The 13,592-nt window shown below is 58.6% G+C and carries 6 protein-coding genes and 4 pseudogenes; 5 read left to right on the forward strand and 5 right to left on the reverse strand.

Annotation, left to right across the window (positions count from 1 at the left end):
• The gene (locus AAE027_RS32255) at positions 1–1,095 is read left to right on the forward strand and encodes an ABC transporter ATP-binding protein (protein ID WP_370989990.1); all 1,095 of its coding nucleotides are present in this window, start codon (positions 1–3) and stop codon (positions 1,093–1,095) included.
• Between the two features lie 1,348 nt (positions 1,096–2,443).
• Positions 2,444–3,628 (forward strand): M24 family metallopeptidase, encoded by a 1,185-nt coding sequence (locus AAE027_RS32260; RefSeq protein WP_370989989.1) that lies wholly within the window; start codon positions 2,444–2,446, stop codon positions 3,626–3,628.
• 643 nt (positions 3,629–4,271) lie between these two features.
• On the opposite strand, the pseudogene AAE027_RS32265 reads toward AAE027_RS32260, so the two are convergent.
• Together AAE027_RS32265 and AAE027_RS32270 are read right to left on the reverse strand one after the other, a co-directional pair.
• A pseudogene (locus tag AAE027_RS32265) lies at positions 4,272–4,508 on the reverse strand (hypothetical protein); the annotation flags it as partial.
• Positions 4,505–4,647: pseudogene (locus tag AAE027_RS32270) on the reverse strand (transposase domain-containing protein); the annotation flags it as partial. The pseudogenes AAE027_RS32265 and AAE027_RS32270, both read right to left, overlap by 4 nt.
• 419 nt (positions 4,648–5,066) lie before the next feature.
• On the opposite strand from AAE027_RS32270, the gene istA reads away from it, so the two are divergent.
• Complete coding sequence (gene istA, locus AAE027_RS32275) at positions 5,067–6,590, forward strand: IS21 family transposase (protein ID WP_370989988.1); 1,524 nt, start codon at positions 5,067–5,069, stop codon at positions 6,588–6,590.
• Positions 6,591–6,601: 11 nt separating this feature from the next.
• Positions 6,602–7,240: pseudogene (gene istB / locus AAE027_RS32280) on the forward strand (IS21-like element helper ATPase IstB); the annotation flags it as partial.
• Positions 7,241–7,246: 6 nt separating this feature from the next.
• Here the strand turns inward: istB and AAE027_RS32285 are convergent.
• The gene (locus AAE027_RS32285; RefSeq protein ID WP_370989987.1) at positions 7,247–8,422 is read right to left on the reverse strand and encodes a recombinase zinc ribbon domain-containing protein; all 1,176 of its coding nucleotides are present in this window, start codon (positions 8,420–8,422) and stop codon (positions 7,247–7,249) included.
• Complete coding sequence (locus AAE027_RS32290) at positions 8,394–9,806, reverse strand: recombinase family protein (RefSeq protein ID WP_370989985.1); 1,413 nt, start codon at positions 9,804–9,806, stop codon at positions 8,394–8,396. The genes AAE027_RS32285 and AAE027_RS32290 overlap by 29 nt, the downstream gene beginning before the upstream one ends.
• A gap of 20 nt (positions 9,807–9,826) precedes the next feature.
• On the opposite strand from AAE027_RS32290, the pseudogene AAE027_RS32295 reads away from it, so the two are divergent.
• Positions 9,827–9,955 (forward strand): annotated as a pseudogene (locus AAE027_RS32295) (ATP-binding protein); the annotation flags it as partial.
• 2,450 nt (positions 9,956–12,405) lie between these two features.
• Here the strand turns inward: AAE027_RS32295 and AAE027_RS32300 are convergent.
• The gene (locus AAE027_RS32300; protein ID WP_370989984.1) at positions 12,406–13,473 is read right to left on the reverse strand and encodes a GntG family PLP-dependent aldolase; all 1,068 of its coding nucleotides are present in this window, start codon (positions 13,471–13,473) and stop codon (positions 12,406–12,408) included.
• Positions 13,474–13,592: the final 119 nt, after the last annotated feature.

Consider the following 13,592-nt stretch of genomic DNA (forward strand, 5'->3'; position numbering starts at 1 on the left):
ATGTTGGCTTTGGTGCAGGAACGCGAAAGCATGCGAGAAGCTGGTCATTTCGTCGTCGAATTGAACTCGCTATCGAAATATTACGACGAGGTGCCCGCTGTGGCCAACGTGTCTCTCGGAGTGCGCCGCGGCGAATTGCTGTGCCTGCTGGGGCCATCCGGCTGTGGCAAGACAACAACGCTTCGTATGATTGCCGGATTCGTAGAGCCGACCTCAGGTACGGTAAGTATCAACGGTTCCGACATGACGCATCAACCGCCTTATCGGCGGGATACGGGAATGGTCTTTCAAAGCTACGCTTTGTTTCCGCACATGACCGTCGCCGAAAACATCGCGTTTGGCTTGGAAAATCTAAAGTGGCCACGTGAGAAGCGCGAGACGCGGGTTGAGGAAATGCTCAAGCTTGTCGAGTTGCCTCATTTGACTCAGCGTTTTCCAAGTCAGCTATCTGGTGGGCAACAACAGCGCATTGCGCTTGCACGGGCCTTGGCAATGCGGCCGGCAGTACTGCTTCTCGATGAACCATTCTCAAATTTGGACGCGCTGTTACGAGTGCGCATGCGCGAGGAATTGAGACAAGTCGTGCGTAGCGTGAATGTTACGACGCTGTTTGTCACGCATGACCAGGAAGAAGCGCTCACAATGTCGGATCGCATTGTCGTGATGAACGCTGGTCATGTCGAACAGGTCGGCACGCCGGGCGACATTTACGAGGCTCCTTTGACACCTTTCGTCGCAAAATTTATCGGCTGGTGTTCTCTGCTGAAAGGAACGGTGGGTCCTGACGGCGCTTTCACGTCATCCGCTGGGTTACGACTCGGAGGCAATTGGAGCGTTGGGCCGAGCACTGCGGTGATCCGGCCGGAACAAATCAAGCTGGCGGCCGATAGCGCTGCTGGACCTTGCCACCAAGCACGTGTTCTTCAGGCACATTATTATGGAGGGGCGACACGGCTCTTGCTCGACCTCAATGGGGAACAACTGACCATGCAGGAGCGGTTTCCATTTGGCTGCCACCCGAAGCCAGGTGACGTTGTCAATGTTAGGATCAATATGCACGAGATCCGCGTCATTCAAGCGGATGAACGCCCCTGATGGTCCACTCCGCCCTGTGGAAATCATAGTCGACGTTCTGTAACTTTCAGGTTGCTGTGCCCTGACAAGCAGGGCCGAGCTGTTATCCTCAGATCCAAGCGTATCCATTGGACCTCATCCATGCACAGCGTGGGATGAGTACCCGGCGAAACCGCGATGCGGGGGCAGTCTGGCGGAGGTAGTAGCCATCTTTGGCAGGTCCTCGCGCTTTCAATCTCAGAAGCTCGTCAATGTGCGTTGCGGCGCCGCCAGGACGTCGGCAACGGAATGGAAATGTGCGTGCGTGCGGATCGGTGCGTACATGGTACAGCCGACTTTTCTGGGAGCTCGTGAACGTCGTATTGTGGCGATCCACCGATGCTACATCTAACCATGGGGGTGCCTGGCTCGCATTTCCGACTGTTCTATCGGTGCACCGTAGTCGATCAATGCTTGCGCCCATCCGTCATAGCTTTGCGCGATATCAGCCACATTATCTCACATGATCTGCAGGATTTTTGACCCAGTCGACCACCACGCGCCAATATTGGTTTGATTTTGTCGAGGCTCACAGAAATGGCACGACACATTGCCGCCGACACCAACTACCTCAGGAAGTACGGATGGCGCTAAATCAGGGAAAAGTCTAGCATCAAGACTTCGAAAAGCAGCCAACCTTAGGACTACCGGGCGCTTCGATGCATGCCCGATGGCATTCGTAACATGAGCTCAATGCGAAAGATCGCCGCACACTTGAGTGCAACTCCCAGCTGAGGCTTTCTCGCCCACTAAGGCATTCAAGCTCGCTATCGCGTCACTGAAGGAAGCAAATGGGCAGGGTATTTGGCAGCGATTGTCAAATTGCCATATTGAGCGGCCTAAACTGATGGTTTGATGCAGAAGCGATGCTGTAACGGCTTCACACGCCTGAAATCCGCAAGCAACCCAAAAAAAACGTTGAAATCCTGCGCCGACCAGAAGGTATCTAGTTCGCTGTGCTTCTAAGAGCGGATATGCAGAACGATCGAAAAGGAGGACGTTTTTGAAGCTCGCGAGTGCAACCGCGTAATGCATTGCTAGGTGCAATGTGGCCGCATCCGCTCAGCCTCTAAGTGTTGAGGGACTTGAAGTTGTCTGGAGACTGAGTTCGAGGATTAGAGCGCTGCGACGGTCACGCGTCGAAGGACAATGAATTCGTGCAGTCCGCAATGGCCGGTCTTAGCAAGCGCCAACAGACAGAAAGTCAGGAGATCGGGTTCGAGCCGAAGCAAGCAAAATACGGCAGACGCGTCTCATCATGAGAACGGTCGAAAGAAGATGGCTGCGCAAGATAACATGTTAGAAATCCAATCAACAGGATGTCAAGACTATGAGTCTGAAAAAGCAACTTCATTTTGAGCGCGCTGAATTCGCGGCCCGCTTATCTGCAGTGAAGCAGGAAATGTCCAAGCGCGGGATTGATGTCCTGCTTGTGTCGGAGCCGGCCAACCAGAACTATCTCACGGGGTACTCAGCGTATTCCTTTTACACTCCTGGCATGGTGATCGTGGGCATAGACCGCGAGCAACCTATCTGGGTCGGACGCTCCATGGATAGCGTTTCTGCATCCATGACGACATATCTCGCGGAAGACAACATTAGGGCTTATCCAGATTATTACGTGGCCTCGCCAAAATTGTCGGCATATGACTTCATGGCGGACATCGTAAAAGAAGTAGCCGGCGAAAAGGCGAATGTCGGGGTAGAGTTTGGCGGCTTTTACTATTCCGCTCGCACACATGCCGATCTCATGCGCGCCCTGCCCCAAGCCAAGATCGTGGACGCAGACTTGATCATCAATTGGCTTCGAATCGTTAAGAGCCCAGCTGAGATCGAAATCATGCGGCAGGCTGGTCGCATTGCCGATGCTGTGATGTATCGCGCCATCGAGGTCATCGAGCCTGGCGTCCGAGAATGTGATGTTGCTGCCGCTGTTTATCACCAGCAAATTTCGGGCACACCTGAGTTCGGCGGTGCCTACGCTTGCACCCCCCCGTTTCTCTGCATAGGCGAGCGTCAAATCGCGCCGCATGCCGACTGGACTGATGACCCACTTCCAGCTTCCACCACGGTCAACCTTGAACTGTTCGCGAATCGACACCGCTATCAAGTCAATCTAGCTCGGACGGTCTCGGTCGGCAAACCCACGCGGGAATACCAGAAGCTCTCAGAGATCGTAGTAGAGGCTCTAAACGCAGGCTTGGAGGCCTGTCGGCCCGGTATCACTGCTGAGGAAGTCAGCGGGGCATTCTGCAAAAAACTGGCTCAACACGGAATTGAGAAAGAAGCCCGAGTTGGCTATCCGATCGGTGTAGGTTTCCCACCCTCGTTGCAAGACCGTACTGCTAGCCTCCGCAAGGGGGACACCACGATCCTGAAGCCAGGGATGTGCTTTCACATGATGTCCGGCCTTTGGTTAAAAGATACCGGAATAACGATCACGCAATCGTTCGTTGTGACTGAGACCGGATATGAGCCGCTTACGCAGATACCGCGTCAGCTTTACGTTAAGTAGGCGCGACACGGACTCGTTGGCCGAAGCAGGCTTCTCGGTGTGCGCATTTTCCAGGATGAAACTTTGCCCATGGGATTAAAAAAATGACATTGGCTTCTCCTTGCTCGCTTGGCATTCTGTTGCTTGACCGCGGACAGCAGTCGGATGCCGCACAGAAAACGCCCACCCCTCCGGCGCCCACGCTCCGAGGCGAAGCGCGAGGACCTTTGAGTTCCCAGTGATCTGGGAAACAGTCCCGGAGCGTGGGCAGGGGAAGTCCTTCGGGGCGAACAGTCACTTGAGCTAGTATACGTCGTCGGCTGCCAAGCGCCTAGTGGAGAGGGGGCAGTAGCTATCGGTTCGAAATGCGGGCTCACGATTCACTATCAGACGATTCTGCCGTACGAGCCCCGTTGCGATTTCGAGTTTGCTTCTCGTGCCAACTTTACTTCGCCAACTACCCGCATCTGAAAAATACCAATCGTCACGGCTGACTCAAGAAAACTCCCCCAAGACTGCTAAGCCTGGACGAGCCGGACGGGCTGTCGCGAATGGGGATAGGTGGAATCGAAGGCGGAACGCTATGGCGAAATGAGATGATGCGCCCACCCATTATTACGTACGCATCCGGCGTAGGCCGCAGGCTGGTTGGATCATTCCCGTTGCGCGTGAGCAGCTTGGGGTTTTCTTTGTAGAACCTGACGAGCTCGATCAGGTTTTCGATGCCAAAGTCGGTGAAGGCCTGAATACCACCTTCGCCGACGCCATAGACCCAGATCAGGCCGTCCTCGATCTCCATTTCAATGGCAATGTCGCGCAGCCAGCCTTCGTCTTCACCGAGGTCCTTTGCGACCTGGGTGATGGTGGTGACGTGATGAAACTTGTTGACGTGCGTGGTCATGCCGCTCGAGCGGAGAACTCTGATGCCGGCGTCCAATTCCAAGGCAGCACTCGCGCAGCCGATGCGCTGGATGCCCGGCGATCCGGGCGAGGACATCCGTAAGCCACGCCTGCGGGTCGACGCCGTTCATTTTCGCCGTTTATGCCGCCCGCCAAACTATGCCGAACGGGTCCGGTATGGCGCGTCGTCGTCACGGTGGCGATCGTTGATCGCGTGCACGGCAGCCCCATTCCATTCGGCATAGTTTGGTCGTTCAGAGCGCCTCCAGAAAGGCCAGCAGGCGGTCGTTCGGCTGGAAGCGGGTTCGCTTGCCTCGCTCGTACGGCTTGAGCTTCGCCAGGGCAGCTTCCTTGTCCCGATTCCGAGATGATGGTGCGCAGCGTACCGAGTTGATGGCGCGCAGGGTTCCGAAATGATCGCGCGCAGCATTCCGAGCATTGTCCGCGCAGCATTCCGATTTGATCGCGCGCAGTTTCGGATGGTGTGAGGCCCGATCGTTGGGCCATTTCTCCGGCTGGAAGCAGCTGGGAGGATTGGATGCCGACGAGGAGGGTTATCATGCGCCAGGTGCGCGAGATTATGAGGCTGAGCCTTGAGGCTGGGCTCTCGACGCGCGTGGTTGGCGAGCGCGTCGGCATCGGGCCGACGACGGTACGTGACACACTGAAGCGGTTTGCGCGCGCGGGCCTGGCATGGCCGGTCCCGGAAGCGATAAGCGACGCCGAGCTGGAGCAACTGCTGTACGGGGTTCCTGGCGTGAAGCCGGGTCGCCGCAAGGTGGCAGAGCCTGACTGGTCCGTTATTGCCCGCGAGCTCAAGCGCAAGCATGTGACCTTGCAGGTGCTGTGGGACGAGTACATTGCAGAGCATCCGGACGGGTACCGGTACAGCCGTTTCTGTGACTTGTTCCGCAACTGGGAAGGCCGGCTGCCGCTGGTGATGCGCCAGCACCACGGCGGCGGCGAGAAACTGTTCGTCGACTATGCCGGCGACACGGTGCCGGTGGTTGACCGTAAAACTGGCGAGGTGCGTGACGCGCACATCTTCGTGGCGGTCATGGGCGCATCCAGCTTGTCGTTCGCGCTGGCGACCTGGACCGAGCAGCTCGGCGACTGGATCGCGGGACATAACGCGGCCTTCAGCTTTTTTGGCGGCGCGACGCAACTGCTGGTGCCCGACAACGCCAAGGTCGCGGTGATCAAGGCCTGTCTCTATGACCCTATGGTCAACCGCAGCTACAGCGATATGGCGCAGCATTACGGCACGGCGATTTTGCCGGCACGGCCGCGTCGGCCGAGAGATAAGGCGAAAGTTGAGGCCTGCGTCGGAATCATCGAGCGCTGGCTGCTGGGGCGCCTGCGCAACCGAACCTTTTACAGCCTGGCTGAACTCAACGGTGCGATCGCTGAGTGGCTGGCCAAGCTCAATGACGGACGGGTGCTGCGCCAGTATGGTCGCACACGGCGCCAGGTGTTCGAGGAAATTGACGCGCCGAATCTTAAACCGCTTCCCGGCGAGCCGTGGGTCCATGCCGAATGGCGCCGATGCCGGGTCGGGCTCGACTATCATGTCGAGATCGAACGACACTACTACTCGGTGCCCTACCGCTTCGCCCGTCGCGAGGTAGAAGCGCGGATCTGTGCGCGAACGGTTGAGATCTTCCTGGGGGGCGAGCGTATCGCCGCGCACATGCGCGGCAGCGGCAACGGGCGGCACACGACGATCAGCGCCCACATGCCTTCGAGCCATCGGCGCTATGGCGAGTGGACGCCGGCAAAGATCCGCAGCGAGGCAAGCCGGATCGGCCCGATGCTGCGCCTGCTGATTGACCGGATCATCGAGGATCGGCCGCATCCCGAACAGGGCTATCGTTCGTGCCTGGGGATCATCCGGCTTGAGAAGCGCCTTGGCGCCGAGCGCCTCGAGGCGGCCGCGCTGCGCGCGATTGAGATCCAGGCTCGCAACTACCCGAGCGTCAAATCGATCCTCGAGAAGGGGCTCGATCGCGTTGCAACGCCCACGTCCCCCGAGCGCGAGCCGATCCTACACACCAACATCAGAGGCTCGGACTATTACCACTAATAGGGAAGAAAATGCTGACACACCCCACGCTCCACTTGCTTACCCAGCTCGGCCTTACCGGCATGGCCGAGGCCTTTAAGAGCCTCGCCGACAACGAGGAGGTCCATGGCCTCGCTCACGCCGAATGGTTGGCGTTGCTGCTGGACCAAGAAGCGACCTGGCGTAACAACCGGCGCCTGGCACTTCGCCTTCGTAAGGCAAAGCTGCGTCATCATGCCGTGCCCGAGGATATCGACTACCGCGCACCCCGTGGGCTCGACCGCCGCTTGTTCGACATGCTGCTCAAGGGAGACTGGATCAAGAACCACGAGAATTGCACCATTGTCGGGCCGACCGGCGTCGGGAAAAGCTGGCTTGGCTGTGCGCTTGGTCACAAGGCCTGCCGGGACAACCACTCTGTACTTTACACCCGGCTGCCGCGGTTGTTTGAAGAATTGGACCTTGCCCGGGGCGACGGACGACTCACCTCGCGGATGAAGAGCATCACCGCGGTCGAGCTTCTGATTTTGGACGATTGGGGCCTCCAGGCCATCGACGCCAATGCCCGGCATCATCTGCTCGAAATCCTTGAGGACCGCTACGGCCGTCGATCAACACTCGTCACCAGCCAGCTTCCAATTGCCAAATGGCATGAGCTCGTAAATGAACCGATGACTTCATGATGCCTCCTTCTTCGAACGCTTGGTGCGTCGTACCCGGTTGCGAAGCTGACCGATTTGTTTGTCTGAGAGCTCGATCTGCCATGGCTGCCCCTTGGCCAACTGATGACCTGCCAGCAATCCGCGCGCGAGATAATCGAACACCGTCTGCGGGGTTACTCCAAGCTCAGCCGCTGCGCCCTGAATCGAGAAGCTCCCGTCGGGCCAGCGCGTCGGGTTCTTGTCCACGCCGTTGATCTTGACGGTGGGAATGCCCCAGCGGGTGCGCAACAGCCAGACGTTCTCGCCTTTGAAGGCGCAGCCGCGGGCCGCGACGAAGCCTTCTTGATTGAGTATTGCCGCGATCTCGCGATCCATTTTGTGTTCAGCATTCAACTCGACGATCCGTTGCCGCAACCGATCAATGTCGATGTAATTGCGGTAGGTGTGAACGCGCCGTTGCACGTGATGCTCGCTAGTTGCGCCGGTCTGCCAAACGATCTTAAGCCACACCTGACCTCGGGTCCGCTTCTGATCAAGAACGACTTCGCGGATGACAAATCGCAGAATGCGCTTGCGATCGGCTGCCGACGTGGTGGCCGCGTTCCAAATCCGCGGCAGGTTCTCGCCGACCGCTTGTAGCGCTGCGCGTTCCGCCGGGCCAATCAGAAGCGGCTCTTGTGCGCGCCAACGCGCATGCTGCTGCTCGACCGCCTCGACGACACGCAGCTTCTCTTCCCAGGCCCGCTCAAGTGAGCGCGCCACAAGACGGTTCTCGGGTTCTACGGCGTCATACTGACGCCGAGCGCGCTCGGCCTCGTAGCGGGCGCGCTCCACGCGAAGCGCCCACTGGCGCTCGAGCTGACGGCTCTCCTGCTCCAGTTGGCCCGCCGCCGCGAGTGCGATCTCAATCTGATCCGGCATCAGGGCATCGAGGACCACCCGCTCGACCAGCGCGTCAACCGCCAAGGCCCGGACTTCCTGACACAGGGCACTGCCTTGCTGGTCCCGATCCGAGCGGCAGCAATAGACCGGATAGTCGGCATTCGGGCCCGTGTAGCGCATGCTCATGCGCCGTCCGCAGCGGCCGCAGATCGCAATTCCTTGTAACAGGGCTAACCCCTTGCGCGGTACGCCAGAATGTCCTGCTTCATAGCGGAAGACGTTATCTGCCAGTCGCCCCTGGTTGGCCATGAACTCCTCCCAGCTGATATAGCCTGGGTGAGCGGCGTGGAGGCAAACCGCCCAATCCCCGACCCTTGACCGTTCCCGTCAGCGATCGCGGCCGGCATCGGCTCGGATCCTTTTGCCGGCGGCCATAAACATACGCCCCAGCATAGGCCGGATTTTGAAGGACACTAAGGACGCGCGCACTATCTGGCGCACGCCAGACGATCTCGTGTGGAGATGGTCCAAGCAGCGGCCGAACCGGCAAGGACAGACCGTTCCTGTCCAGGTAACGCATCACACGGCGAGCGCTTTGCAGTTCCCGGAATTTGGCGAACACGAGATGAAGACGGGCCTGCACCTCCTCATCGGGATTGAGAATAATTGTGCCCGCTCGATCATAGGCGAGCCCGGCCGGCAGGGGCAGCCGCAGCTCGCCCCGCGCCGCCTTCTGGCGTTCCCCTTGGTGAAGGCGCATCCGAAGCTGATGCAGCTCCGCCTCGCTCACGATGCCGGACAAACCCAACAGCAGGCGGTCGTGGTAGGCGCGCGGATCGTAAAGCCGCTCACCATCCGCAATGAGCACGCCGAACACCGAGCACAGTTCGAGAAGCTGATGCCAGTCCCGGTTATTGCGGGCCAAGCGAGAAGCGTCGAGGCTCACCACAAGACCGGCGTTGCCAAGGCCGATCTCGGCAATGAGCTTCTGGAAACCATGACGATCCACACCGCCAGCACCGGATTTGCCCAGATCCTCGTCAATGACCTGGACGCGCTCCGGCGGCCAGCCCAGTCCGATGGCGCGATCGACGAGGCGGTACTGTAGCTCCGTGCTCTCCTGGTGCTGGCGCACCTGGTTCACGGATGACTGCCGCACGTAGACATAGGCCAACTTGGCTCGGTGCGCAGTCGTGAGCCGCTCGTCAGCGACGTTCAAGCTGATCAGCACGACCCAGTCCCCTTCCGGGCGTGCCGGGAACCGCTTGCATTCGCCGCAGCAGCGTGGCGAGGATTTGAGCGATCTGGGTTTGCGTCGCGGTCGACAGATTCGGCCACAGGCGCGGAATGTCGGCGCGTCGGACGGCCAGATGGATTTGCCAACGTCGGCAGGGGTCGATACGCAACGCGACCTGGAAGCGGTCGGTGGGTCATCGCGAATCACCTTCTCGTCGAGAAGGCTCAGACTCGCGCTCAAATGTTGCATCAATGGGATCAGCGTACGTGCACTGATGCGCGGTAGATCGGCGGCGTTCGGGCGGGAAGTGATCGGCTCGGCAAGATCCGTCGACGCGATCCGAACCGGCAGCGCGACAACGACGTAGGCGGGACCGCGCCCCGACCGCTCCTTCAGCACCTCAAGCCGGTGCCCAAACAGAAAATGATGCGGGTCCGTGATCGTGACGTGAGACACGACCCGCTCAAGAATAGGGGTACTCTGCCGTGTTCGGCGATCCCACACTTGGCGATGCGATATTGGACCGCATCATTCACAATGCGCACCGCCTCGAGCTCAAAGGCGACAGTCTACGGCGTCAGGCTGGCGAAAAGAAAAAACCATGAGCACCTCGCGCACGATCGCCCCGCCGGCCCACAGGCCCCTCCCGCGCGCGTCGCTACGTCGCTCGTGGGGACACTCCGCGCCGCGCACGGGGCCCCCCATGGACCGCCGGAACGATCTCCGAACCAACCCGCCAGCCTTGAGCAGGAGACCATTTCCAGCACACATAAACCCGTCAGTCGTGTTCGCCTCCGCACCTGATCACGATCGCTGGAATCCGTGATCACCATCGCCTGGAACACCTGATCACCATCCCTGGAATGCGCACCAGAGGATTCGACGCAAGCCGGAAGCGTGTCTTGCATGGGTGGCGGTACGTCACTCGTGAAGCCTAGCGGGTGCTGCCGCGTTGCATCACCTGATCGACCATGAATGGATGCTCGAAGCCTATCGCCTGACGCGCAAGGAGGAGGGCCCGGCGTCGTCGGCATGACGGCGACGGACTGGAGCGCCCGCTTGCGGCCACCACGGCGACGACCCCGAGCTTCTCTTCCCAATAGAGCCGAACAGCTTCTTCTGGTTGACCAGCGCTTGCGCAGAACACGGAGGCACCGATAGCCGAAGCGACGGCGCACCTCAGCGATTGCTCTCATGCGTTGGCTTAGGGTTCCGTAGCCGCGCAGCGGCCGACTTTTTTTGAAGCTCGTGAAGGTCCTGTGGTAGCGACCCACGATTTGCTTCTGGAGCAGCATTTAGAGGAAGCGCGTGGCGCTGCCAAGGGCGGACAGCGTTCGTTGCTCGCGCCAAGCGGGCTCCCTGCTGCAGAAGAATCGTTGATCTCAAGCTCGAACGACCAGCTCATCGATAACATTCGACTGTCTTGATAGCGAAACGTGGCGAGGGGGGCCGAGATAGAAGTGGGTTGCGACCAGACCCAAGTTATCGGTACCCGATGAGAGGTATTGAAGCGGGAGTCTCATCACCACCAAACGATCATGCCGTACCATTGATTTTCATTCGTGACTGATCCTGCGAAGGAAAAAACTTGCCGAACTGCCGCGCCTGAATCGCCGGGACGGCTTACCGGCTGTATTATGTACATTGGCTGCCTATGCCCCAGCATCAAAGCGTCGACGAGCGAGATTGTCTTTCTATCGCGGAAGAGATCAACTGACTTCCTTATAGTGACCGCGGAAATCCGCGCCAAGCTATCGGCGGCTGCGCGCCGCCACGAAATGCGACAGGCTCCTCCTGTAGGAGAGACGAAATTGGTTTGATTTCTGCAGGTCGCACAGCATTCCCTCGCGCCACACTGCACGCCGCGGATGCTTTCAACTTGATCAGCGCAGCATCAACATACGTCTCCATCTCCTGTGCGCCGCCGTACATAGAGTGATGACTAGTTTTGCCAAGGCAAACGAAATGTGACCCAAGCCGCAGTGTCCAAAATCCAAGAAGTCGCTCCACCGCAACTGTCGATCTGGAACCGACAACGTGGCCACACGTCAAGGCAAACACAGCCCCGCGATTAGCGTAGAAAAACCCGCCGAGTGTCCCCTGCATGTTTTGTGTTCGCGAGGCACCTTGAATTCTGGCTCCAGACTTCAAGGTACCAGTTGCTAGTCCGGATCTGCGATAGAGGACAGGAGTTTCGTTATATGAGCGGCGGTTTAGGTATTTTTCCGACCAGTGGCGAGGATCAATATCAACAACAATTTCAAGGCGGGGAGTTCATAGCTCCACATAAAGCCGCGTCGGCGTTCGCTCACCCATTCGAAAATGGTCCCTTGTGAGGCCATCCACGACGCTCGCGACGCCAATCCTTTCTTTTAATTCCTCGAAATCAGATCTCGAGCGTGTAGATCCCGGTTCAGGTCTCTGACGATTGTTTGACCGCGCCAACCTAAGCGCTCTTCGATATACTCAGGGGCAAAGCGCAAATGTTGTCCGGTGGTCGCCTCTGGCTCGACGTAGTCGAAGAGATCTCGATCGAAGAAGTCGCGCAAATGCCCGGCAACAGCGACATATCTGAGGTAATCAACTATCATGGCGAATCGGCCGATGAGAATTCAGCTCAAGCAAGCCCGCGGAAATGGTCAGGCGACGACACGAAGTGCCGGCTTGGAGTGCTCGTCCCTGACCGAAGAATCGCAGAGCATAGGAGCAAAACAGCGACGGTTGCCTCGAGCTCCATTTTTAGGTTATTTGACACGTTTACAGTACCTGCGAAACAACCAGGAGTTGAATCGGACACGGAGCTTCGACCGCTTGTCCTTTACCGCGGTGAAATAACCGCACGATATGCCAGCTTTACCCGTTCAGTGCTTTTCTGATCTCCGCGGCTTGTGTAGCGGATTTGGTGACGCCTGCTCGTCAATGGAGGACTGGCTCAATGGGAACAAGCTTTGCGTGACGCGGTATCAGAACACGTCGATGGCACACTGCCCGAAAAATGCGGCCATATCTGCCCAATGCGGTTCGAGACATCGTCATTCGACATTGCGGGGGTCTTTCATCGGGCAAAGAGGAGAGTTGGGCGAGTCCGATAGATCTCTCCAAAAACGGTTACGACTCGTTCGATCGAAGAGGCGTCGACATGACGGTGCGTAACGAATCGCAATGCGTTTTTTGAGACGGGCGCTGTCAGCACACCATAATCGGACAGGATCTTAATCCACTGCCGGACGTCATCAGTCCCAACATGGACCACGACAATGTTAGTCACAATGTCAGTGGGATTGACCAAGTGCGGATCAATTCGGTGCAGGCCATCCGCCAATCTCCGAGCGTTAAGATGATCGTCAGCCAGGCGCTCGATCGATTGCTCGAGCGCGACGAGACCACAGGCTGCCAGCAAACCGGCCTGACGCAAGTTACCGCCCAACATCTTGCGGAAGCCGCGAGCACGTTCGACGAATGGGCGCGGGCCTGTCAATACAGATCCAACCGGCGCGCTCAGTCCTTTGGACAGGCAGAACGTGACCGAATCCGCGAAGGCAGCTATGGCGGAAGCGGCGACACCGAGCGCAATGGCGGCATTGAAAATGCGAGCGCCGTCCAAGTGTACTGGAACGCCGAGCTGCCAGCTTTTTGCGCAGACGGCATGCATATGGTCAAGCGAAAGAACGGCTCCTCCCACACTGTGCGTCGTTTCCATACATACGACCGCCGTCCCAAGCGCGTGCGCGGTCATACCGGGTGTCCGCAGGCAGTCATCGAGCGCGCCAAGATCCATTGCTCCCGCTCGTCCGGGCAGGGGTCTCGAATAGAGACCGGCGAGCAAGGACAGCCCGCCCATTTCCGAACGAAAGATATGCGATGACGCTTCGCCGACCACCTCCCCTTTAAAAGAGGCATGCGACAAGATAGCTACAAGATTGCTCATCGTGCCGGACGGCAGAAACAAACCGGCTTCCTTGCCGAGCCGGGCCGCCGCTACACGTTCGAGCTCCTTAACCGTGGGTTCGTCGCCACGACCGTCATCGCCAAGCTCAGCAGTAACCATGCGGTCAAGCATGGCCGGCGTCGGCTTGGTTACGGTGTCGCTGCGCAAGTCGATCGTCGATGTCAGTGGTTGCATTGGCATTCCAGCGGCTCAGGCATTGTATCCGAGCTGCGCCCGTGACTAGCCGCCATTACTCTGGCTCCGTGTGAGCGTGTGGGGTTGTGTGCCGTGAAGTCGTCGTCAAATCCGGCCTT

The organism is Bradyrhizobium sp. DN3 (assembly GCF_041357655.1).
Classification (GTDB): domain Bacteria; phylum Pseudomonadota; class Alphaproteobacteria; order Rhizobiales; family Xanthobacteraceae; genus Bradyrhizobium.

Excerpts from the sequence above, each read along its gene's own strand:
- AAE027_RS32300 (WP_370989984.1), bottom strand. The coding sequence starts at position 13,473 with ATGCAACCACTGACATCGACGATCGACTTGCGCAGCGACACCGTAACC.
- AAE027_RS32285 (WP_370989987.1), bottom strand. The coding sequence starts at position 8,422 with ATGGCCAACCAGGGGCGACTGGCAGATAACGTCTTCCGCTATGAAGCA.
- istA (WP_370989988.1), top strand. The coding sequence starts at position 5,067 with ATGCGCCAGGTGCGCGAGATTATGAGGCTGAGCCTTGAGGCTGGGCTC.
- AAE027_RS32260 (WP_370989989.1), top strand. The coding sequence starts at position 2,444 with ATGAGTCTGAAAAAGCAACTTCATTTTGAGCGCGCTGAATTCGCGGCC.
- AAE027_RS32255 (WP_370989990.1), top strand. The coding sequence starts at position 1 with ATGTTGGCTTTGGTGCAGGAACGCGAAAGCATGCGAGAAGCTGGTCAT.